Annotated in this window: 25 protein-coding genes; 17 read left to right on the forward strand and 8 right to left on the reverse strand. The window is 51.7% G+C overall.

The annotated features are described in order from the left end of the window. Window positions 1-137 precede the first annotated feature (137 nt). Together rnm and LH22_RS11535 are read left to right on the forward strand one after the other, a co-directional pair. Entirely contained in the window at window positions 138-1,022 is an 885-nt protein-coding gene (gene rnm / locus LH22_RS11530) for an RNase RNM (protein WP_038646680.1), read from the forward strand. 12 nt (window positions 1,023-1,034) lie between these two features. After that, window positions 1,035-1,655 carry an L-threonylcarbamoyladenylate synthase gene (locus LH22_RS11535; RefSeq protein ID WP_038646682.1) on the forward strand — a complete coding sequence of 207 codons (621 nt, stop codon included), beginning with the start codon at window positions 1,035-1,037 and terminating at the stop codon, window positions 1,653-1,655. On the opposite strand, the gene LH22_RS11540 is transcribed toward LH22_RS11535, so the two are convergent. After that, entirely contained in the window at window positions 1,656-2,312 is a 657-nt protein-coding gene (locus tag LH22_RS11540) for a serine protease (protein ID WP_034821503.1), read from the reverse strand. It lies immediately after the preceding gene. 476 nt (window positions 2,313-2,788) lie between these two features. Beyond that, window positions 2,789-3,028 (reverse strand): hypothetical protein, encoded by a 240-nt coding sequence (locus tag LH22_RS20590; RefSeq protein WP_156102793.1) that lies wholly within the window; start codon window positions 3,026-3,028, stop codon window positions 2,789-2,791. Window positions 3,029-3,131: 103 nt separating this feature from the next. On the opposite strand from LH22_RS20590, the gene rluB reads away from it, so the two are divergent. Next, entirely contained in the window at window positions 3,132-4,049 is a 918-nt protein-coding gene (gene rluB, locus LH22_RS11545; RefSeq protein WP_034821500.1) for a 23S rRNA pseudouridine(2605) synthase RluB, read from the forward strand. A 36-nt stretch (window positions 4,050-4,085) separates the two neighbouring features. Here the strand turns inward: rluB and cobO are convergent, their stop codons facing one another. After that, window positions 4,086-4,673 carry a cob(I)yrinic acid a,c-diamide adenosyltransferase gene (gene cobO, locus LH22_RS11550; RefSeq protein ID WP_038646685.1) on the reverse strand — a complete coding sequence of 196 codons (588 nt, stop codon included), beginning with the start codon at window positions 4,671-4,673 and terminating at the stop codon, window positions 4,086-4,088. Then, window positions 4,670-5,434, reverse strand: a complete 765-nt coding sequence (locus tag LH22_RS11555) for a YciK family oxidoreductase (RefSeq protein WP_038646687.1) — start codon at window positions 5,432-5,434, stop codon at window positions 4,670-4,672. Before LH22_RS11555 ends, cobO begins: the two co-directional genes overlap by 4 nt. A gap of 174 nt (window positions 5,435-5,608) precedes the next feature. Between LH22_RS11555 and sohB the strand changes: the two genes are divergently transcribed. Continuing rightward, on the forward strand, window positions 5,609-6,655 hold the full coding sequence (gene sohB, locus LH22_RS11560) for a protease SohB (RefSeq protein ID WP_038646689.1): 1,047 nt from the start codon (window positions 5,609-5,611) through the stop codon (window positions 6,653-6,655). Window positions 6,656-6,681: 26 nt separating this feature from the next. Here sohB and LH22_RS11565 read toward each other — a convergent pair whose 3' ends face one another. Further along, a complete protein-coding gene (locus LH22_RS11565) occupies window positions 6,682-6,930 on the reverse strand; it encodes a DUF2498 family protein (RefSeq protein WP_038646691.1) in 249 nt (82 codons plus the stop codon). Window positions 6,931-7,300: 370 nt separating this feature from the next. Between LH22_RS11565 and topA the strand changes: the two genes are divergently transcribed. The 5 genes from topA (at window position 7,301) to acnA (ending at window position 15,019) form a co-directional block, all read left to right on the forward strand. Further along, window positions 7,301-9,898: a type I DNA topoisomerase gene (gene topA / locus LH22_RS11570; protein ID WP_038646692.1), complete on the forward strand. Its 2,598-nt coding sequence runs from the start codon at window positions 7,301-7,303 to the stop codon at window positions 9,896-9,898. 192 nt (window positions 9,899-10,090) lie between these two features. Further along, window positions 10,091-11,065, forward strand: coding sequence for an HTH-type transcriptional regulator CysB (gene cysB / locus LH22_RS11575; protein WP_034821485.1), 975 nt, complete (start codon window positions 10,091-10,093; stop codon window positions 11,063-11,065). A gap of 492 nt (window positions 11,066-11,557) precedes the next feature. Further along, complete coding sequence (locus tag LH22_RS20215) at window positions 11,558-11,716, forward strand: YmiA family putative membrane protein (protein ID WP_071845610.1); 159 nt, start codon at window positions 11,558-11,560, stop codon at window positions 11,714-11,716. 3 nt (window positions 11,717-11,719) lie between these two features. Beyond that, complete coding sequence (locus LH22_RS11580) at window positions 11,720-11,899, forward strand: hypothetical protein (RefSeq protein ID WP_034821480.1); 180 nt, start codon at window positions 11,720-11,722, stop codon at window positions 11,897-11,899. Window positions 11,900-12,337: 438 nt separating this feature from the next. Continuing rightward, on the forward strand, window positions 12,338-15,019 hold the full coding sequence (gene acnA / locus LH22_RS11585) for an aconitate hydratase AcnA (RefSeq protein WP_038646695.1): 2,682 nt from the start codon (window positions 12,338-12,340) through the stop codon (window positions 15,017-15,019). 41 nt (window positions 15,020-15,060) lie between these two features. Here acnA and ribA read toward each other — a convergent pair whose 3' ends face one another. Then, window positions 15,061-15,654 carry a GTP cyclohydrolase II gene (ribA, locus tag LH22_RS11590; RefSeq protein WP_034821474.1) on the reverse strand — a complete coding sequence of 198 codons (594 nt, stop codon included), beginning with the start codon at window positions 15,652-15,654 and terminating at the stop codon, window positions 15,061-15,063. Window positions 15,655-15,883: 229 nt separating this feature from the next. Here ribA and pgpB point away from each other — a divergent pair, with 229 nt between their 5' ends. The 5 genes from pgpB (at window position 15,884) to yciH (ending at window position 19,489) form a co-directional block, all read left to right on the forward strand. Next, window positions 15,884-16,648 carry a phosphatidylglycerophosphatase B gene (gene pgpB, locus LH22_RS11595; RefSeq protein ID WP_038646697.1) on the forward strand — a complete coding sequence of 255 codons (765 nt, stop codon included), beginning with the start codon at window positions 15,884-15,886 and terminating at the stop codon, window positions 16,646-16,648. Window positions 16,649-16,775: 127 nt separating this feature from the next. Next, window positions 16,776-17,081, forward strand: a complete 306-nt coding sequence (locus LH22_RS11600; protein WP_038646699.1) for a LapA family protein — start codon at window positions 16,776-16,778, stop codon at window positions 17,079-17,081. 6 nt (window positions 17,082-17,087) lie between these two features. Further along, window positions 17,088-18,257: a lipopolysaccharide assembly protein LapB gene (lapB, locus tag LH22_RS11605; protein WP_038646700.1), complete on the forward strand. Its 1,170-nt coding sequence runs from the start codon at window positions 17,088-17,090 to the stop codon at window positions 18,255-18,257. A 201-nt stretch (window positions 18,258-18,458) separates the two neighbouring features. Continuing rightward, window positions 18,459-19,157 (forward strand): orotidine-5'-phosphate decarboxylase, encoded by a 699-nt coding sequence (pyrF, locus tag LH22_RS11610; protein WP_038646702.1) that lies wholly within the window; start codon window positions 18,459-18,461, stop codon window positions 19,155-19,157. Between the two features lie 8 nt (window positions 19,158-19,165). Beyond that, window positions 19,166-19,489: a stress response translation initiation inhibitor YciH gene (yciH, locus tag LH22_RS11615; RefSeq protein ID WP_038646704.1), complete on the forward strand. Its 324-nt coding sequence runs from the start codon at window positions 19,166-19,168 to the stop codon at window positions 19,487-19,489. A gap of 68 nt (window positions 19,490-19,557) precedes the next feature. On the opposite strand, the gene osmB is transcribed toward yciH, so the two are convergent. Beyond that, window positions 19,558-19,776 (reverse strand): osmotically-inducible lipoprotein OsmB, encoded by a 219-nt coding sequence (osmB, locus tag LH22_RS11620; RefSeq protein ID WP_038646705.1) that lies wholly within the window; start codon window positions 19,774-19,776, stop codon window positions 19,558-19,560. Window positions 19,777-20,104: 328 nt separating this feature from the next. Here osmB and araD point away from each other — a divergent pair, with 328 nt between their 5' ends. The 3 genes from araD to LH22_RS11635 all read left to right on the forward strand — a co-directional run bounded on the left by araD (window position 20,105) and on the right by LH22_RS11635 (window position 23,024). Next, a complete protein-coding gene (araD, locus tag LH22_RS11625; RefSeq protein WP_038646707.1) occupies window positions 20,105-20,803 on the forward strand; it encodes an L-ribulose-5-phosphate 4-epimerase in 699 nt (232 codons plus the stop codon). A gap of 230 nt (window positions 20,804-21,033) precedes the next feature. Then, a complete protein-coding gene (kdgT, locus tag LH22_RS11630; RefSeq protein ID WP_038646709.1) occupies window positions 21,034-22,017 on the forward strand; it encodes a 2-keto-3-deoxygluconate transporter in 984 nt (327 codons plus the stop codon). Window positions 22,018-22,157: 140 nt separating this feature from the next. Continuing rightward, on the forward strand, window positions 22,158-23,024 hold the full coding sequence (locus LH22_RS11635; RefSeq protein WP_034821448.1) for a crotonase/enoyl-CoA hydratase family protein: 867 nt from the start codon (window positions 22,158-22,160) through the stop codon (window positions 23,022-23,024). A 12-nt stretch (window positions 23,025-23,036) separates the two neighbouring features. Here LH22_RS11635 and pdeR read toward each other — a convergent pair whose 3' ends face one another. After that, window positions 23,037-25,022 carry a cyclic di-GMP phosphodiesterase gene (gene pdeR / locus LH22_RS11640; protein WP_038646711.1) on the reverse strand — a complete coding sequence of 662 codons (1,986 nt, stop codon included), beginning with the start codon at window positions 25,020-25,022 and terminating at the stop codon, window positions 23,037-23,039. Window positions 25,023-25,125: the final 103 nt, after the last annotated feature.

Consider the following 25,125-nt stretch of genomic DNA (forward strand, 5'->3'; position numbering starts at 1 on the left):
TAGCCATGATGAGATACCCGTTACGTGTGAACTTGTGTACTAGTTAACTGGTTCAGGTGAAAAAAGTCAATACCCTTTTTCAGTCAGGGTCAAAATCGTTATCATGCCAGCCGAGTTAAGTTGCTGCTGGAGTTACCTTGTCGGATATTGCCCGTTTTCCCCTTTACGATTTACACAGCCATACCCAGGCGTCTGACGGTTTGCTGACCCCAACCGAGTTGGTACAACGTGCCGTCGCAATGAAAGTAGGGGTACTGGCGATTACCGATCACGACACCATTGCTGGCGTGGCAGAAGCGCAAGCCGTCGTGCTGCAACAGAATCTACCGATTCGTATTCTGGCCGGATTAGAAGCCTCTACTTTGTGGGAAAACCACGAAATTCATATCGTAGGTTTGAATGTGGATTGCCAGCACCCGGCGCTGACCTCGTTTCTTGAGCAACAGCATCAATGCCGTGTTGAACGGGCGCAGCTGATCGCTGAACGCCTCGAACGTGCCCGCATTCCTGACGCGTGGGTTGGCGCCCAACGCCTGGCGCAGGGCGGTGTCATCACCCGCGGTCATTTCGCCCGTTATCTGGTCGAGGTCGGTAAAGCCGATAACATGGCGCAAGTGTTCAAGAACTATCTTGCCCGTGGGAAAACCGGCTATGTGCCGCCGCAATGGTGTACAATTAAACAAGCTATTGATGCCATTCATCATTCTGGCGGCGTTGCGGTACTCGCACATCCGGGTCGCTATGGATTGTCTGCAAAGTGGCTTAAACGACTGATTGCCCATTTCGCTGAGGTCGGTGGTGATGCAATGGAAGTGGCGCAGTGTCAGCAGGCACCCAACGAGCGCACGCAGCTCGCGACATATGCGCGCGACAATAAGCTGGCGGGATCGCAGGGATCAGATTTTCACCAACCCTGTCCGTGGATAGAACTGGGGCGCAAATTATGGTTGCCAGGCGGCGTTGAACCCATCTGGGAGCGCTTTCCTGCGCTAGCGCCCGCCGTAACTCTTGCAGACAGGTGACATGAGGTTTTTATGAGTCAATTTTTTCACATTCATCCAGATAACCCGCAACCGCGCCTCGTCAATCAGGCGGTCGATTATCTCAATAAAGGTGGCGTGATTGTCTATCCCACTGATTCGGGTTATGCGCTGGGCTGCCGACTGGAAGAGAAGAACGCCATGGAGCGTATCTGCCGTATCCGGCAGTTAGATGGCAACCACAACTTTACTTTGATGTGTCGCGATCTGTCTGAGCTCTCGACGTATTCGCAGGTGGACAATACCTCGTTTCGTATTCTGAAAAATAATACGCCGGGCAGTTACACCTTCATTCTTAAAGCGACCAAAGAAGTGCCGCGTCGTTTGATGAATGACAAACGTAAAACCATTGGTTTGCGCGTACCTTCCAACCCGGTGGCGCTGGCGTTACTGGAGAGATTGAATGAGCCGATGATGTCTACTTCGCTGATGTTGCCCGGTAATGACTTCACGGAATCGGATCCGGAAGAGATTCAGCACAGCATCGGTAAGCTGGTGGATCTGATCATTGATGGCGGCACGTTAGGGCAGCAGCCGACGACGGTGATCGATCTCACCAGCGATGTCCCGGTTGTGGTTCGTGAAGGGGTCGGCGACACGCGCCCGTTCCTCTAATCACGCGTGGTCAGGCGGCGTTAACGTCGTCTGGCCAATATTTTTTTCTAACCAATGTTTAAAATCACCGTACGGAATATACAGTGAAACATCTTTGAGGATGACTTGTTTGCTGCGCACATTGGAAATTTCATGGCTGTAGCCCACAATCACTCCGCCAATTGTCTGGTCAGCATTATATACCGCGCCCCCCGACATTCCCTGCACAACGCCAGCATTTGATGCCATTGCCATGCACGGTTTTTTATTCCATTTATTGGTAATCGCTGTGCGCGCTAAATTAACGCCACTTGATTCCACGGGCATAGCAGAAATAAAGCTGTAACCGTACATCTTAATGGGCTCACCCACTTTACTGGTGCGGAATTTTGCCAGCGTTTCCGGGCTATTCTTATGATAAATAATCGCGACGTCGCAATAAGGATGATAAGCCTTAACACGCTGCACGGCAGTGGTGGCGACGTGCGCAGCTGTCAGGCTGTACTCTGGCGTTAAGGGGATGGTTGTACCAAGGATACCCAGACCCAGTACCGTCGGGATGCCTGTCACGCTCATATCCACGTGTTCAAGCGCCGCGCGACTATACTCAGTATGGCCCACGGAACAGCCGCTCAGTGCCAGCGCCGCGAGCGCAGGCCAAAGCAGAGAGGTTTTCATGATAGTCATCTTCTTTTAAGCATGTCAGGAAAATCCCTGGTGAAGACTTTCGACATGCAAATTAAATTCATTCCGTGAATGAATAAACGCGTCAATTCCTGCGTGCGCCGGTTTATATTATCAACAATGCCACAGTGATTTCGTTAAAGGCTTGTTAGAGAAACGAGTGTAAATAGTAAAGGTTACGCTTTTATAAATACGGCACACTCTGTTTCAGACTTAAATTTTACACAATTTTTAAATCAGAACAATTCATCAAATTTAATCTGAATCAAATAATGCGAAAATACAGACTTAATCCAACCTGCAGTGCCAATTAACTGGTAATTTAAATTTACTGGATTAATGAGCCTAATTTATCCCGGTTAATTAGTGGTTTATCCTGTTTTGCAGTTTGGGTTTAGATTTTATGTTTGGGATTATCCTTAAGCGTGGTGCGCAATGCTAGCAGACCAGTCTTGAAAAGCGCTAATGTATCACGGGTCTAAAGTGGGGGTAATAACCAGGCTTATATTGCCAGCAGCAAATGATAAAAATTCAGTCACTTGGCGCATGAAGAAGAGAAGTGCGGTTGGTGTATCTATCAGCAGCGTAAATGTATAGGCATAGGGCACTAAACGAGTGACGCAGCCTTTGGCCTTTATTATCGGCAGCAAAGGAAAAGGTGTTAACGAAACTTGCGTTAGTGTAAAATCGCGGGCCGCCTGAGATGGCATGCGCTATGCTCAGCGGTAACAGATTCTGATATGGGAACTGGTAATCCCCGTATCGTACCTCTTCTTACCACGACGCCTGGGAAGGCGACAACGAGGCATCTCCATGAGTGAGAAACTACAAAAAGTATTAGCGCGCGCCGGTCACGGTTCACGCCGCGAAATCGAAACGATGATTTCAGCCGGACGCGTCAGCGTCGATGGCAAACTGGCGACGCTGGGCGATCGCATTGAAAATGATAAATCCCTGAAAATTCGTATTGATGGCCATCTGGTTTCAATTGCTGAATCCGCAACCGAAGTCTGCCGGGTGCTGGCGTATTACAAACCAGAAGGCGAACTCTGTACCCGTAACGATCCTGAAGGGCGCCCGACGGTATTCGACCGTCTGCCACGTCTGCGCGGTTCACGCTGGATCGCTGTGGGTCGTCTGGACGTTAACACCTGTGGTCTGATGTTATTCACCACCGATGGTGAACTGGCGAACCGTCTGATGCACCCAAGCCGTGAAGTTGAGCGTGAATATGCGGTGCGTGTATTCGGCGAAGTGGATGACGATAAAATTCGTCAGCTCAGTAAAGGTGTGCAGTTAGAAGATGGCCCGGCATCGTTCAAAACCATTAAGTTTGCTGGCGGTGAAGGCATCAACCAGTGGTATAACGTCACCCTGACCGAAGGACGTAACCGTGAAGTCCGCCGCTTGTGGGAAGCCGTAGGTGTGCAGGTTAGCCGTCTGATGCGCGTCCGTTATGGCGATATTCAGCTGCCAAAAGGCTTACCACGCGGTGGCTGGATGGAGATGGAATTACCGGCGGTTAACTACCTGCGTACGCTGGTGGATATGCCGGAAGAGACGGTGACGAAAGTCGCGGTTGAAAAAGATCGTCGTCGTACTAAAGCCAATCAGATTCGTCGTGCGGTAAAACGTCATAGCAATGTGAGCGGCAGCCCACGTCGCGGTGGCAGCAGTAGCAGCCGCAACAGCAGCACGCGTACCAGCGGAACCAACAAGCGCGGTTCCTGATATGCCCGTGACGCCGCATGCAGCGGCGTCACTGTTTTACCAATCTATTCCCTGCTGAGCCTGAATGCCTGCATCAAACGCATGCTTAACCGGGCGCATCTCGGTCACGGTATCCGCCATCTCCAGCAAGGTTCGATGGCAGCCTCGACCGGTGATAATCACACTTTGCTGAACCGGACGTTGTCCCAGCACGCGCACCAGTTCATCCAGATCCAGATAATCCATGCTGACCATGTAGGTGATTTCATCGAGGATCACTAAATCCACATGCTCATCGGCAAGCATACGTTTTGCCTGTTGCCAAACCTGTTGGCAGGCGGCGGTATCGGTCTCCCGATTCTGGGTATCCCAGGTAAAGCCGGTGGCCATCACCTGAAATTCCACGCCATGCTGCTCCAGCAAATTGCGCTCACCATTTGGCCATTCACCTTTAATAAACTGCACGGCGGCAACGTTTTTACCGTGTCCGCAAGCGCGTACAGCCGTACCAAAGGCGGCGGTGGTTTTGCCTTTGCCATTGCCGGTGAACACCATCAAAATGCCACGCGCTTCTGTCGCGGCAGCAATGCGCGCATCAACCTGTTCTTTTAAACGCTGCTGTCGCTGCTGATGACGGTCACTCATGCGCTGGCAGGCCCCGGTTTGCGTCCCGGTTGCGCATCAAAACTGATGCCGGTTTTGCGGCGGCTGTCATCGCCCATTAAGTAAAGATAAAGCGGCATCAAATCGGCAGGCGTTTTCAGTAAACTGGCATTTTCATCCGGGAAGGCACTGGCACGCATTTTAGTGCGGGTGCCACCAGGATTGATGCAATTTACCCGAAGATGGCGATTTTTATACTCATCGGCCAGCACCTGCATCATGCCTTCGGTGGCGAACTTCGACACCGCATAGGCTCCCCATCCCGCACGGCCGGTACGACCCACGCTGGACGTGGTAAACACCAGTGAACCGGCGTCTGATTTTAGCAGTAGCGGCAGCAATGCCTGAGTTAAGTAGAAGGTGGCGTCAAGATTGATCTGCATCACCTGGCGCCAGACCTGAGGATCGAGTTCCGCCAGCGGGACGATTTCACCCAGAATCCCGGCATTGTGCAGCACACCATCGAGCCGTGGCACCAAAGCGGCAATATGATCGGCCACCTCGGCACAGTTTTCTGGTGTGGCATGCGACAAGTCCAGCAGCAAATGTGATGCGGGCTGCTTATTCAGTTGATCGATGGCATGTTCCGTTTGTTGCAGCGTCTCGGCATTGCGGCCCAGCAAAATGACGCGTGCGCCGTAGCGCGCATAAGTCAGTGCCGCTTCACGGCCAATGCCGTCTGAAGCGCCGGTCACGAGGATAATGCGATTTTCCAGCAGATCGCTTTTCGGTTGATAATGCACAGCGATGTCCTTTGGCAGGTCAGAGGGTTTTTGGCTTTATGCCTCAATTTGGCGTCAGGTGCAATCATCGCGCCTCGCAATCTGTGCCGCCTACGGGCATTTCAGGCGACGAAAGTCGCTAAAGCGGTTAAACTCAGCCTTTGTTTGTAATTCACTGTTTAATAAGGCGGCAGAATGGATTTACTCACCAGTTATGGATTATTTCTGGCCAAGGCCGTCACCGTGGTGGTGGCGTTCGCAGCTATTGTTCTGATTGTGCTCAATGCTGCGATGCGTAAACGCCACAGCGGTGGTCAACTGCGCTTGACTCATCTCGACGATGATTATCGTGAAATGAAGGAAGACCTGCAGTTGGCGAAGATGAAGCCACAGGCGCAAAAAGTGTGGCTGAAGCAGCATAAAAAAGAAGAGAAGCAAAAAGCCAAAATCGAGAAGCGCAATGCCAAAGCCGGGGTGAGCGAAGCCAGTAAACCCACTCTCTACGTGCTGGAGTTTAAAGGCAGCATGGATGCGGGTGAAGTCAGCTCTTTGCGTGAGGAAATTTCCGCTGTGCTGGCGGTGGCAGTGCCGGGAGATGAAGTCTTGCTGCGTCTGGAAAGTCCGGGTGGCGTGGTGCACGGTTATGGCCTGGCCGCATCTCAGTTGCAGCGCCTGCGTGACGCGGGCCTGCAGTTGACCGCAGTCGTCGATAAAGTGGCGGCGAGCGGTGGCTATATGATGGCTTGTGTTGCGGACCGTATTGTTGCGGCGCCTTTCTCCATTATTGGCTCAATTGGTGTGGTCGCGCAGATCCCCAACTTTAATCGCCTGCTGAAACGCAATGATATCGACGTTGAACTGCACACTGCGGGTCAATATAAGCGCACGCTGACCTTGTTTGGTGAAAACACCGACGAAGGCCGTGAGAAGTTCCAGGAAGATCTCAACGAAACTCATCTGCTGTTCAAAGAGTTCGTTCAGCAGATGCGCCCAACACTGGATTTGGAAAAAGTGGCCACTGGTGAACACTGGTATGGACGCCAGGCGCTGGACTTGGGCCTGATTGATGAAATCGGCACCAGCGATGCGTTAATCATCAAACAGATGGACCGATTCAATGTGTTGGGTGTGCATTATGCACGGAAGAAGAAAATGATGGACCGTTTCACCAACAGCGCCAGTCTGGCGGCCGAGCGGTTAATTCTGAAAATATGGCAGCGCGGTGATAAGCCGCTGTTGTAAGCGAGCCCGGCAAATGCCGGGCTTTTTTATGCCAAGTGATAGCGTGAGGAGAGTTCAACGGCAAGGGATTTAAACACGTTAAACACGGCGGTAGTTTTCGCGCTCGGCAGGCCTTCATCATCCAGGAACCAGGGGCCACGAAACACCAAAACGTTGCCCTGCTGTATCACGTCATTGGCTTCCATCCCGGCTAAATAACCGTCGTGCTGCTTGATCATTTGATTGGCTATTTCCAGTAACGCCTGGCGTGAAATGGATTCCGTTTCTACTGACATTGTTCACCTCTTTTTTGACAGCAATCGTTCTCCTTCTATATTACTAGCGAGTTGGGCTGTTCATCAAATCAACGTCCGTCAGCAAAACTGGCGCAAAATTAATCAGAATGCTAATTAAGTTGCGTAACGGATTTTATCAGGTAGAGTGTGGGCGATTCAGCTTTCAGGGAGATCACACCCGGATGTGTGGTGCTGTCAGATGGAAAACCCGCTTCTAATCATAAAGTTGCATAAGTCGATGCAATCTGACCTGAGATTATCCCCGCTGCCTTGAAATGTGAAAAGTTGGCAGCAATATTGAACCCGTTGGGTTTTGGGGCACCGAATCCTCTCCCGTTTATCAGGACGTTTCAATTAGGTAAAGGTACATATGGGTAAAGCACTCGTAATCGTTGAGTCCCCGGCAAAGGCCAAAACAATCAATAAATACCTCGGTAATGACTACGTGGTGAAATCCAGCGTCGGTCATATCCGTGATTTGCCGACCAGCGGTTCAACTGCCCGTAAAACTACCGACGGGGAAAAGGCGAAAACAGGAAAAAAGGTTAAGAAGGATGAGAAGGCCGCATTGGTCAGTCGCATGGGTGTCGATCCCTGGCATGGCTGGGAAGCGGACTATCAGATTCTGCCGGGTAAAGAAAAAGTCGTAGCCGAACTGAAAAGCCTCGCCGCCGATGCTGACCACATCTACCTCGCAACGGACCTTGACCGCGAAGGGGAGGCCATTGCCTGGCACCTGCGGGAAGTGATCGGTGGCGATGACAAGCGGTTTAGCCGCGTGGTGTTCAACGAAATCACCAAAAATGCGATTCGCCAGGCGTTTGAAAAACCGGGCGAACTGAATATTGAGCGTGTTAATGCACAGCAGGCGCGTCGCTTTATGGACCGCGTGGTGGGCTACATGGTTTCCCCGCTGCTGTGGAAGAAAATTGCCCGTGGTTTGTCTGCGGGTCGTGTACAGTCTGTGGCTGTGCGACTGGTGGTTGAGCGCGAGCACGAAATTAAAGCGTTCGTGCCGGAAGAGTATTGGGAGATCGATGCGGATTTCTCTACGCCGAAAGGCGACGCGCTGGGGATGCAAGTCACGCATCAGGGCGACAAAGCGTTCCGTCCGGTTAATCGCGAGCAAACTTATGCTGCGGTATCCGTGCTGGAAAACGCGCGTTACGAAGTGCTGGATCGTGAAGACAAACCGACCAGCAGTAAACCGTCTGCGCCTTTTATTACCTCGACATTGCAACAAGCGGCGAGTACACGTCTCGGTTTTGGCGTGAAGAAAACCATGATGATGGCGCAACGTCTCTACGAAGCGGGTCACATCACCTATATGCGTACTGACTCCACCAACCTGAGTCAGGATGCGGTGGCGATGGCGCGCGGCTTTGTCGAGAAGAGTTTTGGTAAAAAGTATCTGCCAGAATCACCGATCACCTACGCCAGTAAAGAGAATTCGCAGGAAGCACACGAAGCGATCCGTCCTTCGGATGTCAATATTCAGGCAGAACAGCTGAAAGATATGGAAGCTGATGCGCAGAAACTGTACCAGCTGATCTGGCGTCAGTTTGTGGCCTGCCAGATGGTGCCTGCGCAGTATGACTCCACCACCCTGACGGTGGGTGCAGCAGACTTTAAACTGAGAGCGAAAGGCCGCACCTTGCGTTTCGATGGCTGGACAAAAGTGATGCCAGCCCTGCGTAAAAACGATGAAGACTTGACGCTGCCACCGGTCAATGTCGGCGATATGCTTGACCTGAAGGAGCTGATGCCAAGCCAGCACTTCACCAAGCCGCCAGCCCGCTTCAGCGAAGCTTCCTTAGTCCGTGAGTTGGAAAAACGGGGTATCGGCCGTCCATCGACCTATGCCTCAATTATTTCCACCATTCAGGATCGCGGTTACGTGCGGGTAGAAAACCGCCGCTTCTATGCTGAAAAGATGGGTGAAATCGTCACCGATCGTCTGGAACAGAATTTCCGTGAGCTGATGAACTATGACTTCACCGCGCGCATGGAAGACAGCCTTGACCAGGTCGCCAATAACGAAGCGCAGTGGAAAGCGGTGCTGGATTCCTTCTTCAGCGATTTCAGCCAGCAGTTAGGTCAGGCCGAGAAAGAGCCAGAAGAGGGCGGCATGCAGCCGAACCAGATGGTGCTGACCTCGATCGACTGCCCGACCTGTAGCCGCCAAATGGGTATCCGTACCGCCAGTACCGGTGTGTTCCTCGGCTGCTCCGGTTATGCGCTGCCACCCAAAGAACGCTGCAAACAGACCATCAATCTGATTCCGGAAAACGAAGTTCTTAACGTACTGGAAGGCGATGATGCTGAAACCAATGCGTTACGTGCCCGTCGTCGTTGCCAGAAGTGTGGCACCGCGATGGATAGCTACCTGATCGACAATCAGCGTAAGCTGCACGTCTGTGGTAACAACCCGGAATGTGACGGCTACGAAATCGAACAGGGCGAATTCCGCATCAAAGGTTATGACGGCCCGATCGTAGAGTGTGAAAAGTGTGGTTCTGAAATGCACCTGAAAATGGGGCGCTTCGGTAAATACATGGCCTGCACCAACGACGAGTGTAAAAACACTCGCAAGATTCTGCGCAATGGTGAAGTTGCACCACCGAAGGAAGATCCGGTGCCGTTGCCTGAGCTGGCGTGTGAAAAGTCAGATGCCTACTTTGTATTGCGTGACGGTGCGGCAGGGGTATTCCTGGCGGCCAACACCTTCCCGAAATCGCGTGAAACGCGTGCGCCGCTGGTGGAAGAGCTGCAACGTTTTGCTGACCGTCTGCCTGAGAAGCTGAAATACCTGGCGGAAGCGCCAGCAGCGGATCCGGAAGGCAATAAAACGTTAGTGCGTTTTAGCCGTAAAACTAAGCAGCAGTATGTTTCCTCCGAGAAGGAGGGCAAAGCGACTGGCTGGTCGATGTTCTATATCGACGGTAAGTGGCAGGAAGCGAAGAAGTAATTCTCCTCAAGGCCAGCTTCTGCTGGCCTTTTCCTCATCCTTATAGCTAATCGTTCTACATTCTTACGTTAACTGATATAGTGGTTATAGCTTTTTTCGTTTCGCTGACATGCTTTCCCTCCCTATACCTTAATTAAGGCGGAAACACGCCTGCAGGGATGGCCCCTCTGTCGCTACCGGGAAGATATAACTATGAAATTGCAGCAGTTGCGTTACATCGTCGAGGTGGTTAATCACAACCTCAACGTCTCCTCCACCGCTGAAGGTCTCTATACCTCACAACCGGGCATCAGTAAGCAAGTGCGTATGCTGGAAGATGAACTCGGCGTGCAGATTTTTGCGCGTAGTGGGAAGCATCTCACTCAGGTTACGCCAGCGGGTGAAGAGATCATCCGAATTGCTCGCGAAGTATTATCCAAAGTGGATGCGATTAAGTCTGTCGCGGGTGAGCACACCTGGCCTGATAAAGGCTCGCTGTATGTGGCGACCACACATACTCAAGCGCGTTATGCCTTGCCCGGTGTGATCAAAGGGTTTATCGAGCGTTACCCGCGCGTATCGCTGCATATGCATCAGGGCTCGCCGACGCAAATTGCTGAAGCGGTGTCGAAGGGGAATGCTGACTTTGCGATTGCGACTGAAGCGCTGCATTTGTACGACGACCTGATTATGTTGCCTTGCTATCACTGGAACCGCGCGATTGTCGTCACGCCAGATCACCCGCTGGCAGGCAAATCGAATGTAACGATTGAAGAGTTGGCCGATTTCCCGCTCGTGACCTATACCTTTGGCTTCACTGGCCGCTCAGAGCTGGATACTGCGTTTAATCGTGCAGGATTAACACCACGTATCGTCTTTACCGCCACCGACGCTGATGTCATCAAAACGTATGTGCGTCTGGGCTTGGGCGTGGGTGTGATTGCCAGTATGGCGGTGGACCCGGTTTCCGATCCGGACCTGGTGCGAATCGAAGCTTCAGAAATTTTTACCAATAGCACGACCAAAATTGGCTTTAGGCGTAGCACGTTCCTTCGAAGCTATATGTATGATTTTATTCAACGTTTTGCACCGCATTTAACCCGTGATGTCGTGGATGCCGCGGTCGCATTGCGTTCAAATGAAGATATCGAAGCGATGTTCCGCGATATCAAGTTACCTTTTAAATAATCCCCTAACTCATTATTTTCACAAGGTGTCCAGTGGGCATCTTGTGAATACCCCCTCGTTAGCGCCACAAGAATCTCAAAAAATTTCATTATTTTTTTGTAAATGAAACATCGATCACATGTTTTTTCATTGTTATTTCTTAAATGAGAAACAGTACACAAAATTTACGCTGCCGCTTTGCGTACCGCCAGGAATATTCCCATACTCCAGTTATCAACTGATGAGAAAGGGCTTTTAGTCTGGTCCTTAAAATTAAACTCAAATTTAGAATGGTACTAAATTTGTTTTAACCCAAATTTACAAAGTAGTTATTTGATGAATAGTTTGATCAGTAATTAAATTTATCTCATCAATATTTTGGGTTTTGATAAATAGCGTTAATCGTTGTACTCAATAAAAATAACTGGATTTTCGGACTTAACAAGTTTAGGATTCGTCCTAAATCTTAATCGTTATCAACAATCGTTTTATTGAGAGTGATTATCAAAAACTATGAATACTAGACTGACTGTACAACAAGATTTTCGTACTAAAACCGCCAAGGTTGAGCGCTCTGGTAATGTGCGTCGCAAGGCTTGGTTGACCGTCTTCGCTGCTTCAGCACTGTTCTGGGTAGTGGTGGCATTGATGATTTGGCGTATGTGGGGTTAAGCCATGTGGGCAAATACACTCAGCCGTAAGTCTCCGGTTTCTGCGCGTCAGCCGAACACGTCAGCGTGCAAAGCGAAAGAAGTAAAGAGCGTTGAACAGCCTGTGGCGATTCCTGCGTCGTGGGAACTGAGTGAAAACCAGCGTAACTTTATCGAATCGTTCATGGATCCGAAGTCGAAATAACGCAGTCTGCGTTCTGTTCTATATATAGACATCCATACCTCTCTTTACCGGATTATCCGGTGGGCATTTTAAAAGCCCGTCCTTTAACACTCAGCATTCAAAAAACGGTGTCATCAGTACAACGCTGAAGACGGTGGACTTTTTTTGCCCGGAATCCGGGAGGGAGTGACTCGATGAATACAACGACTTTTTCATGGTTCGGCGTTTATGCCTTTTCCTTTGCATTTTGGGCCGCGGCCGTGTGGGCAATGATCTAATCCAATAACTCAAATTGTACTGACTTCTATTAATGCCCTGACAAACGTCGGGGCATTTTTCTTTGTGCCTTTATGTGTCATTTCGTGTTGTTATCAAATCGTTAACGAAATTGTGGTCTATCTTTAAGCTAAACCTTGCGGTTATTGAGGTTTAAAAGAGAGGCCCATAAAAGGAGGAGCTATGTCGTTAACGTTACGGGAGCACAGTCAGGATACGCTGGACGTTCGGGCAAAAAAATATCATTACTACAGCCTGCCAAAAGCTGCCCAGCAATTGGGTAATATCGATCGCTTACCCAAATCAATGAAGGTGTTGCTGGAAAACCTCCTGCGCTGGCAGGATGAGGATTCCGTAACCGCTGAAGATATTCAGGCTCTGGTTAGCTGGCAGAAAGATGCTCATGCTGACCGGGAAATTGCCTATCGCCCCGCGCGCGTGTTGATGCAAGATTTTACTGGCGTGCCAGCGGTAGTCGATTTAGCGGCGATGCGTGAAGCGGTAAAACGCCTCGGCGGCGATGTGGCCAAAGTTAACCCCTTATCGCCGGTCGATTTAGTTATTGACCACTCGGTGACTGTTGACCATTTTGGGGATGAAGACGCCTTCGAAGAAAACGTGCGTCTGGAGATGGAGCGCAACCACGAACGCTACGTTTTCCTGCGCTGGGGGCAAAAAGCGTTTAACCGCTTCCGCGTAGTGCCGCCCGGCACCGGTATCTGCCATCAGGTTAACCTGGAATATCTGGGGAAATCCGTCTGGCATGAAACGCTAGAGGGTAAAGAGGTCGCTTATCCTGATACCTTAGTCGGCACAGACTCCCATACCACGATGATCAACGCGCTGGGCGTATTAGGCTGGGGTGTCGGCGGTATTGAAGCCGAAGCCGCCATGTTAGGGCAGCCCGTGTCTATGTTGATCCCCGACGTTGTCGGTTTCAAACTCACCGGCAAACTGCGTCCTGGCATCACCGCGACCGACCTGGTTTTAACCGTGACGCAAATGCTGCGCAAGCATGGTGTGGTGGGCAAATTCGTTGAATTTTATGGTGATGGCCTGGCCGATTTGCCGCTGGCCGATCGCGCAACTATCGCCAATATGGCACCGGAATATGGTGCCACCTGCGGTTTCTTCCCCATTGATGAAATCACCCTGAGCTACATGACCCTGACCGGGCGTGATGCTGAAAAAGTCGAGTTAGTCGAAGCTTATGCTAAGCAACAAGGGATGTGGCGAAATCCGGGCGACGAACCACGGTTTACCAGCTCACTGGCGCTGGACATGGCAAACGTTGAATCCAGCCTTGCGGGTCCAAAACGTCCGCAGGATCGTGTCTCCTTAGGCGATGTGCCCGCAGCTTTTGATGCCAGCAACGAACTCGAAGTCAATCATGCGCAGAAAGCCCACAAGACCGTAACCTATAGTGACAGCGAGACCGGCGATAACTATCAGCTGGAAGACGGCGCGGTGGTTATTTCGGCCATCACCTCTTGTACCAACACATCCAACCCCAGCGTCTTAATGGCGGCGGGTCTGCTGGCGAAAAATGCGGTTGAGCGCGGATTGATGCGCAAACCTTGGGTGAAAGCGTCGCTGGCACCGGGATCAAAAGTGGTGTCGGATTACCTCGCGGTGGCCCAGCTGACGCCATATCTGGATGAATTAGGCTTCAATCTGGTGGGGTATGGTTGCACCACCTGCATTGGTAATTCGGGCCCATTGCCAGATGAAATCGAGAGTGCCATCAAAGAAGGCGATCTGACCGTGGGTGCCGTGCTATCAGGTAACCGTAACTTCGAAGGGCGCATCCATCCTCTGGTGAAAACTAACTGGCTTGCATCGCCGCCGCTGGTGGTGGCTTATGCGTTGGCCGGTAACATGAAGCTCAACCTGCAGAACGATCCCATCGGGCAGGATAGACAAGGCAACGATGTCTATCTGCAGGATATCTGGCCATCACCTGAAGAGATTGCCGCCGCAGTGCAGAAAGTGACCAGCGATATGTTCCATAAAGAGTATGCGGAGGTCTTTGACGGTACGCCGGAATGGCAGCAAATCAAAGTGAGTGAAGCCGCAACCTATGACTGGGATGAGGGATCGACTTACATCCGCCTGTCGCCGTTCTTTGACGATATGGGCAAAACGCCGGAACCGGTCAAGGATATTAAGGGCGCACGCATTCTGGCAATGTTGGGTGATTCTGTCACCACTGACCACATCTCTCCGGCGGGCAGTATTAAAGCGGAAAGTCCTGCTGGACGCTATTTGCTGTCGCATGGTGTTGAGCGTACCGATTTCAACTCATACGGTTCGCGTCGTGGTAACCACGAAGTGATGATGCGCGGGACCTTTGCAAATATTCGTATTCGAAATGAAATGGTGCCGGGCGTGGAAGGGGGATACACCAAACACTTCCCCAGCAATGAACAGCTGGCGATTTACGATGCGGCCATGAAATATCAGGCAGAAGGTGTGCCACTGGCAGTGATCGCCGGGAAGGAGTATGGCTCAGGTTCCAGCCGCGACTGGGCTGCTAAAGGCCCACGTTTGCAAGGTGTGCGCGTGGTCATTTCTGAGTCGTTCGAGCGTATCCACCGCTCTAACCTGATCGGCATGGGGATCCTGCCGCTGGAATTCCCCGCTGGCGTCACGCGCAAAACATTGGGATTAACCGGAGAAGAGTTTATTGATGTCGAAAACCTTTCACAGTTGAAACCCGGTTGTACGGTGAATGTCACCCTGACGCGCGTCGATGGTAAAAAAGAGACGCTGGAAACCCGGTGTCGTATCGATACCGGCAATGAGCTGACCTATTACCAGAACGACGGCATATTGCACTATGTGATACGTAATATGCTGAACTAAAGAAAAAAGCCGGGAGATTTCCCGGCTTTTTACTTTCTGCATTATGCTTTTGGCAACAGATGGCCCATTTTTTCTGCCTTGGTATCAAGGTAGTGAGCATTTTTGGGGTTGCGCCCAACCACTAACGGCACGCGTTCTACAATATTAATTCCCGCTTCGCTCAGGATCTCGACTTTGCGCGGATTGTTCGTCAGCAGGCGGACTTCATTGACGCCCAACAGTTTGAACATATCTGCACACAGGGTGAAATCGCGCTCATCGGCGGCAAAGCCCAACTGATGATTCGCTTCAACGGTGTCGTAACCTTTGTCTTGCAAAGCGTAGGCGCGGATCTTGTTCAACAGACCGATATTACGGCCTTCCTGGCGGTGATATAACAGCACGCCACGGCCTTCTTCAGCGATAGCGGTGAGCGCCGCTTCCAGCTGAAAACCACAGTCGCAGCGCAGGCTGAACAGCGCATCACCGGTTAGACACTCAGAGTGAACGCGCGCCAGCACTGGATTGTGGTCGCTAACATCACCGTAAACCAGCGCGACATGATCCTGGCCAGTTGCCAGTTCTTCAAAACCAACCATCAGGAAATCTCCCCATGGCGTGGGCAGTTTGGCTTCTGCTACCCGTTTAAGCTGCATGTGACTCTCCAGAACCTTCAGAGGATGCGCTATCATCATGATAACGCACGGGCCCGACTGGCCCGACAAAACTGACAATATTGTGCCACAACCTGTACCCGGGCCGTTAATCAGTCAGAGTTATTGTAGTGATAAAGCACAATTATCTAAGCCGCAACGGGTATGTTATTCTTTTTTCAGCTAAAGTTATGCCACCCACGCGATTACCCACGGACCTAAAAGGAAACGGATGTTAAAAATTGCTCAGCGCACTACCCTGGGAATGCTTTTGTTATTAGTCATGCCCGTTGCGGTCTGGCTCTCTGGCTGGCAATGGCAGCCAGGTGAGAGTAGCGCGTTTTTGCGGGTGCTTTTCTGGATGACAGAAACCGTCACCAGCCCCTGGGGTATATTGACCAGTATTATCCTCAGCACCTGGGTTTTATGGTGCTTACGCTTCAGGCTTAAACCCGCCATATTACTGATTATCTTCATGAATGGCGCTATTCTTGTCGGTCAGTACACCAAATCTTTCATTAAAGAGCAGGTACAGGAACCGCGTCCTTATGTCGTTTGGCTGGAGAAGAGCCACGGTATTGATGAAGCGGCGTTTTATCAGCAGAACCGTCAGGGGCGCAGTCAGTTAGTGTCGACATTATTGGCTAACGATACTCAACTGCCGCAATGGCTGAAAAACCACTGGGCGTTTGAAACCGGTTTTGCCTTTCCTTCCGGACATACCATGTTTGCCGCCAGTTGGGCGCTGCTGGTGATTGGCTTACTCTGGCCACGGCGGCACATAGTGACCGTGGTCGTGCTGTTTGCCTGGGCTACCATGGTCATGGGCAGTCGTTTGCTGCTGGGCATGCATTGGCCGCGCGATTTGGTGGTGGCCACCCTGATTTCCTGGCTGCTGGTTACGGTTGCCACATGGCTGGCGCAGCGTTTTTGTGGTCCGCTTACGGTGCCGCGCGAAGAGCAGCAGGAGATCGCACAGCGTGATGACGCATTGTAATTTTCGCGCGCGACCCCATATGATTGATTGCGCTTACGGAAAATGCGCTAAGTGATGTGCTGATAAGCAGCATCGACGGCACTTTTTTGGCATACTTCTACTGGATAACCTCACGACAGGACGCATTGTGAAATATTTGCTGATTTTTCTCGTGGTTTTGGTCATTTTTATCATCTCCGTCACGCTTGGAGCGCATAACGACCAAATCGTCACTTTTAACTATCTGCTGGCGCAGGGTGAATTCCGCATCTCCACATTGCTGGCGAGCCTGTTTGGTGCCGGATTCCTGCTCGGATGGGCAATTTGCGGTCTTTTCTGGTTGCGGATACGTGTTTCTCTCGCTCACGCGCAGCGCAAGCTGAAACGCATGCAGGCGCAGAATGAACAATCAACGGCTGTGACAAATTCTTCCACTGCTGGTCGTCGGGATTAAGTTTCGATGCTTGAATTGCTGTTTTTGCTTCTTCCTGTTGCTGCGGCATATGGCTGGTACATGGGCCGCCGAAGTGCACATCAGGATAAGCAACAGGAAGCGAATCGCCTGTCACGTGAATACGTTGCCGGTGTAAACTTTCTGCTTTCCAATCAACAGGACAAAGCTGTCGATCTCTTTCTGGATATGTTGAAGGAGGACAGCGGCACAGTCGAAGCTCATCTGACGCTCGGCAATCTGTTCCGTTCACGCGGCGAAGTTGACCGCGCCATTCGTATCCACCAATCGCTGATGGAAAGCGCTTCCCTGAGCTATGAACAACGCCTGCTGGCGATTCAGCAGTTGGGACGCGATTACATGGCCGCAGGGTTGTACGACCGCGCTGAAGACATGTTTAGCCAGCTGATTGATGAAACCGACTTCCGCATCGGTGCATTACAGCAACTTCTACTGATACATCAGGCAACCAGTGACTGGCAGAAAGCTATCGAAGTGGCGGAAAGATTGGTCAAGCTGGGCAAAGACAAGCAGAAGGGTGAAATTGCCCATTTTTACTGTGAGCTTGCGCTACAGGCATTGAGCAGTGACGATCTGGATCGCGCCATGACGTTGCTGAAGAAAGGTGAATCGGCCGATCACCAGAGTGCACGCGTTTCCATCATGATGGGACGCATTTTTATGGAGCAGGGGGAATACGCCAAAGCAACGGCTCGCCTGCAGCGCGTACTGGATCAAGATAAAGAGCTGGTGAGCGAAACCTTATCGATGCTCGAAACCTGCTATCAGCGACTGAATCAGCCTGAAGATTGGGCTCAGTTTTTACAACGCTGCGTCGAAGAGAATACCGGCGCGGCCGCTGAACTGTACCTTTCTGATATCCTTGAACAGCAGCAGGGCCCGGAAGCGGCGCAGCTGTATATCAACCGCCAGTTGCAGCGCCATCCGACCATGCGCGTGTTCCATCGCTTGATGGATTTCCACCTGCACGAAGCAGAAGACGGTCGTGCCAAAGAGAGCCTGATGGTGCTGCGTGATATGGTAGGCGAACAGATTCGCACTAAACCGCGCTATCGCTGCCAGAAGTGTGGATTTACCGCACATGCGCTTTATTGGCATTGCCCATCCTGTCGCGCATGGTCTTCGGTGAAACCGATTCGCGGACTCGACGGCCAGTAACGGCCGTTTTTTTTATTTATTCTGCTATATAGTTACAACATACTATTTGGCTGATTCATCAACCGAAACTGCAGCATTGTGCAGCGTTCAGTCTATCATCGGTATTAACCGCGCTGTGAGATTGTCGGGAAGGGCACGCACGGGTAGAATGCTTGCCGTTTGTCCATTGCGCCTGCGGGTGCCTGCCTTTGAGGAAACGTTATGCCTGTAACCACTTCACCGATTCTGGTAGCACTCGACTATCATAATCTCGACAGCGCACTGCAGTTTGTGGACCGCATTGACCCGAGCCAGTGCCGCCTGAAAGTCGGCAAAGAGATGTTTACGCTATTTGGCCCGTCGCTGGTGAAAACACTGCAGTCGCGTGGTTTTGACGTTTTTCTCGATCTGAAGTTTCATGATATTCCCAATACTACCGCGCACGCGGTAGCCGCTGCTGCCGATCTCGGTGTGTGGATGGTCAACGTTCACGCCAGTGGCGGGGCGCGGATGATGAATGCGGCTCGTGAAGCGCTGCTGCCTTTTGGTAGCGATGCGCCGTTGCTGATTGCGGTAACTGTGCTGACCAGCATGGATGAAGACGATCTCAGGGGTCTCGGCATTACGCTTTCTCCCTCAGAGCAGGCAGAACGTCTCGCTCGCCTGACGCGTGAGTGTGGCCTCGATGGCGTAGTCTGTTCAGCTCAGGAAGCTGCGCACTTTAAACAGGTGTTGGGTCAGGATTTCGCGCTGGTGACACCAGGTATTCGTCCGGCAGGCAGTGATGCGGGCGATCAACGCCGTATCATGACGCCGCAGCAGGCAAAACTGGCTGGCGTGGATTACATGGTGATTGGGCGTCCGATCACCCAATCAAATGATCCGGCTGCAACGCTGCACACTATCCTGCAAAGTTTATAGGAGGCCTAATGGCTCAGGACAACCGACTGGTTTACTCCACTGAAACTGGCCGTATTGCACAGGAAGAAGAAAAAGCGCCGCGCCCACAAGGGGATGGCATAGTGCGTATTCAACGCCAGACCAGCGGCCGTAAAGGTAAAGGCGTCTGCCTGATTACGGGGATTGATCTGGATGATGATGCGCTCACTAAACTGGCGGCAGAACTGAAGAAGAATTGTGGCTGCGGTGGGTCACTCAAAGATGGCGTCATCGAGATTCAAGGCGATAAACGCGATCTCTTGAAAGCGCTACTTGAAGCCAAAGGCATGAAGGTTAAATTAGCCGGCGGTTAATAAAAACGGGCCGCACACTGTGCGGCCCGTGATGCTGTAGATGTGCTGCGTAGCCTGAATCTTTATCGTTATTTAGAAACCTGATGGCCGATAATACCGCCAACGGCTGCACCACCCACGGTACCGAGTGCACTTCCGTTAGTCAGAACAGAACCACCGATTGCACCCGCACCCGCGCCAATGGCGGTATTGCGGTCGCGTTTTGACCAGTTCGAACAACCACTCGAGGCAACAACCAGGGTGGCAGCTAATACCGCAACGGTCATACGTTTCATTGTTGTCGTCATCTCTTTCTCCTTGATTGTATGTACAGAGGCAACCTTGTAAGTATAGATGTTGCGCAACGAAGTACGTCATCCCAGCGTGTCATTCATTGTTCACTTTGATGCCTGTATACAGCGCTTTAATGGGCGAATTAACCGCTGGAAACCGTACCGCTCCTGACTTTAGCCACCTAAAGCAAAGCTAAATGCCATGAAGATAGAAAATTCTGAATTCACGCCACACTTCTCCGGTCTCAGCGACTTTCCGCTGCTTTTACAGCGATTCGCTCCATAACGTTTTCTCTGCTCGTTCAGCACAATTCAGCTATCACAGTTCGCAGGAGAAAAAATTATGCTGGAATTGCTCAAGCAGCAGGTGCTGGAAGCCAACCTTGACTTACCGCGCTATAACCTGGTCACTTTTACCTGGGGTAACGTCAGCGCCATTGACCGCGACCATGGCCTGCTGGTGATCAAACCTTCGGGCGTGAAATACGAGAATATGCAGCGCGACGATATGGTGGTTGTGGAGTTAGCGAGCGGCAAGGTGGTGGAAGGGGCGCTTCGCCCATCATCCGATACGGCCACCCATCGCGCGCTGTATCTCGCCTGGCCGGAGATTGGTGGCATCGTACATACCCATTCACGCCACGCCACAATTTGGGCGCAGGCCGGGCGCGACATTATGGCGCTGGGGACAACACACGCGGATGATTTCTACGGCACCATTCCCTGTACGCGTGCGATGAAGCGTGAAGAGATACAGCAAGAGTATGAATGGAACACCGGGCAGGTGATTATTGAAAGCTTTGCTCAACGCCGCATTAAGCCAGCCGACATCCCTGCTGCGCTGGTCAACTCGCACGGCCCCTTTGCCTGGGGTAAAGATGCAGCTGCAGCTGTGCACAGTGCGGTGGTGTTGGAAGAAGTGGCTTATATGGCGCTTCACACGGAACAACTGCGCAGCGAACTGCCTCCGATTTCGCAGAATCTACTCGATCTACATTATCTGCGTAAGCATGGCAAGAATGCCTGGTACGGGCAGAATTGAACATTGAAACTTTATTGAGGCGCCTGAGGGCGCCTTAATTTTTTGCCATTTAGCGCTGGTATGGCGATGCACATCATAAAAAAGAAATGCCCACCCTATAAAAATAAAACACTGTTTCATTAATATCGATGCGATCACTTTTTTCCAGACTGTCAGTGGTTATCTTGCCTGCCATGCCATCCGGCGAACGATAACGCATCTCCTTCTGGCTCAGTAAAGGTGACACAACTATGCATATCAAACGTGCAATCGATAAGATTCCAGGCGGTATGATGTTAATCCCGCTGTTTTTGGGCGCGCTCTGCCACACATTTTCACCCGGCGCAGGAAAATACTTTGGCTCTTTTACTAACGGCCTGATGACGGGCACTGTGCCGATTCTGGCGGTATGGTTCTTCTGTATGGGTGCATCGATCAAACTCAGCGCAACCGGAACCGTGCTGCGTAAATCCGGCACCCTGGTATTAACCAAAATCGCCGTTGCCTGGGTCGTGGCTGCCGTGGCATCCCGCATGATGCCGGAAAATGGCGTAGAAGTCGGTATGTTCGCCGGTTTATCCACGCTGGCATTGGTTGCTGCCATGGACATGACCAATGGCGGCCTTTATGCCTCCATCATGCAGCAATACGGTTCAAAAGAAGAAGCCGGCGCGTTTGTGCTGATGTCGCTGGAATCGGGTCCGCTGATGACCATGGTGATCCTGGGGACTGCAGGCATTGCTTCGTTTGAGCCCCACGTGTTTGTTGGCGCGGTGTTACCCTTTATTGTCGGTTTCGCGCTTGGCAATCTTGACCCGGAATTACGCGAGTTCTTCGGCAAAGCCGTTCATACCTTGATTCCGTTCTTTGCCTTCGCTTTGGGTAACACCATCGATTTGGCCGTGATTGCACAAACCGGTTTGTTGGGCGTATTGCTCGGTGTAGCAGTCATCATCATCACCGGTATTCCACTGATTATTGCCGACCGCTTGATAGGTGGTGGTGATGGCACGGCGGGGATCGCAGCCTCCAGCACCGCAGGCGCGGCAGTGGCCACGCCGGTACTGATTGCAGAGATGTTGCCTCAGTTTAAACCGGTCGCTCCTGCAGCGACTGCACTGGTAGCGACATCCGTTATTGTGACTTCTGTATTAGTGCCGATTATTACCGCCGTCTATTCGAAACGCGTTAAGCGTTCTCATGTGGCGGTGGGACAGCGCGCTGCCATCAAGTAAGCCTGCTTATCTTTCCCCGGCCCTATGGTCGGGGATATCTCTGGATTTTACTTTATAAATCAATCTCTCATTTGGTCTGGCCTCACTCTGGATTACGCTGATGTTGCGTTTAACGCATCACATAACTAGAGGATGAGACAATGACAGTAATTAACCAACCAACTTGCAGATTGTTTACCGAAGTCGGACAAACTACCCAGCTGGCGGCCTATTATGAGGAGGGCCGACACACCATGTGGATGATGCTGCGTGCGCAGCCACGGCCCAGTTTCAACCACGAATTAATCGAGGAAATCATGAATCTGAGCTATGCCGCTCAGCGTTCGGGTTTGCCAATTGATTTTTGGGTGACGGGTTCGCTGGTGCCGCAGATGTTCAACGCCGGTGGCGATTTGCGTTTCTTTGTGGAGTGCATTCGTAACAACCGTCGTGAAGCGCTGCGAGCCTATGCGCGTGCCTGCGTGGATTGCATCCATTCGGCAGCGCGGGGGTTTGATACCGGAGCGGTGACGCTGGCGATGATTGAAGGTAGTGCATTGGGTGGTGGCTTTGAAGCCGCGCTGGCCCATCACTTCATTCTTGCGCAGAACTCTGCACGGATGGGGTTCCCGGAGATCGCGTTTAACCTGTTCCCTGGCATGGGCGGCTATTCACTGGTGGCACGTCGTTCTGGCATGAAGCTGGCCGAAGAGCTGATCTGTGAAGGGGAGTCGCATAGCGCGGAATGGTATGAGACGCGCGGTCTGGTGGATAAAGTCTTCCAGCCAGGCGATGCCTACCGCACCACGCGTACCTTTATCGATACCTTGCGTCCGAAGCTGAATGGTGTGAGAGCCATGCTGAAAGCGCGCCAGCGCGTGCTGCAACTCTCACGAGCCGAGTTGATGGATATCACGGAAGATTGGGTGGATTACGCCTTCACACTGGAGCCTAAAGACATTGCTTACATGGAACGACTGGTGCAACTACAGAACCGTCATAGCGCATCCCTGCGCAAAGCCGGATAATCGAGAGCAGCGTTAAACGCGGGCAGGATGCTTAGCCAGCCAATGCCCGAGCTGTTCTGCGGGCATTGGTTTTGCATAATAATAACCCTGACGCCCATCGACACCGTTGGTCATAACAAACTTCTCTTCGGCTTTGGTTTCAATGCCTTCCGCAATCACCTGCAGATCGAGGGTTTTGGCCACGGCGACAATGGCACGGACCAACGATTGCGCCACGGGTTGTTTGTTGATGTTACGCACGAAGCTTTGATCCAGTTTGATTGCATCAATGGGCACGCGAGCCAACTGGGAAAGCGAGGAATAACCGGTACCAAAGTCATCAAGATGAACCTGAGCACCCAGTTCCTGGAACTGCTTCATTAGCGTAAGTGCACCGGCTTCGTTCTCAATCAGGCAGCTTTCAGTCAGCTCGATATCAATGGGACAATCAGTGAGACCGGCTTCATTTAATGCCTGCTTCAAATCGGTATAAATGCTTTGATTGAGCAACTGCTTAGCGGAAACGTTCACCGCAACGCGCAGGTAGATGCCTTCATTGCGCCACTGAACAATTTGCTGTAACACATTGAGCATCACCCAACGCCCGAGCGGAACAATAAGACCAGACTCTTCAGCGTAAGAGATAAAATCTCCCGGTGGCACCAGACCACGTTCCGGAGAGTTCCAGCGCACCAACGCTTCTGCGCTGCGCACTTCGCCGTCACGGTCTAATTTGGGCTGGTAATACACCACCAGCTGCTCCAGCTCCAGTGCTTTGCGCAGGTTAGTATCAAGCCAGAGATATTCGAAAACACGCTGATTCATCTCATTGGCGAACACGCAGAATTTACCGCGCCCATTCTCTTTGGCGTGATACATCGCGGTATCGGCGTTGCGGATCAGACTTTCCCGATCCTCGCCATGCAGCGGGGCCAGGGCAATACCAATCGAGCAACCACTGTAGACTTCGATCAAACCAACGCGGAAGGGTTGACGCAGGCGCTCAAGAATACGTGATGCCATGGCTTCCAGCGCAGCCTGACTGGTATGCTCTGCCAGTACCACGAACTCATCACCACCAAGACGGGCCAGCGTCTGATCTTTGCCCAGACAACTGAGAATGGCGAGGGAGACCGCTTGCAGCAGTTGGTCGCCAAACATATGGCCGTAGGCGTCGTTCACCTTCTTAAAATTGTCCAGATCGAGATAAACCACGCCAGTTTGACTGCCATTGGCTAATTCCAGTGCCAGACTAATCTGTTGATGGATGGCATTGCGGTTCGGTAAACCGGTCACCGTATCGGTGTTGGCGAGAACACGTAAGCGTTCCTGAGCGCGTCGCTCTTCTGTGATGTCGGTTCCAGAACAGATGAGGAAAATTTCATTTTTCCCGCTACCGCTGTGCACAAACTTATTACGAAACAGAAACAGTCGTTGACCTTTTTTGGTTTTGATCCAGCGTTCCACTTCATAAGAATTGCCATCGCGGAAGAAACCCGAAATGTTGCGCCGTGAAGCCTGCGCCTCCTGCTTGGTCATAAACAGTTGAAACACGTTACGGCCGATCACTTCCTGCTCTTTCAGACCGGTGTACTCTTCGCTTAAGCGATTGAATCGCTGAATATTCCCACGTTGATCGAGGATCACAATCACCGAGTTTGCTTCGGAGACCACTTGTTCAGCAAAAGACAATCCGAGTGTTAAATCACGCGCCACGGAGGAGGTATCACCCCAGGCGGAAGAGGTACCAGCCCATGTTGATTGGTTCACCTTGCGGCCGACAAAGTGCATAGGCACCGGCGCACCGCGCAGGGAGAGGGTCAGGTTGATACTGGAAGTGATCACCGTCATCGCACGCAGCAAACTGGCCTGCGCGGGGGTTAATGGAACCGCCAAATTGGTATTGGCATTCTCATCTTCGGCAAAATGCAAAGCATCGCTATCTGAAGTTAAACGCCAATGAGGGCTGGTTGTGCCAAACAGGGTGTATAGCAACGTTTGCCCTTGTTCATCGGTCATGGAAACTTCCTCCGGGGAAATGCTGAGCAGGCGGTATCTCATTATTTTAGCAACAGTATTCAACCTCCTGCGTTAGCACAAGATGCAAACCAAATATATTTTT

Source organism: Pantoea rwandensis, from assembly GCF_000759475.1.
Classification (GTDB): Bacteria; Pseudomonadota; Gammaproteobacteria; order Enterobacterales; family Enterobacteriaceae; genus Pantoea; species Pantoea rwandensis_B.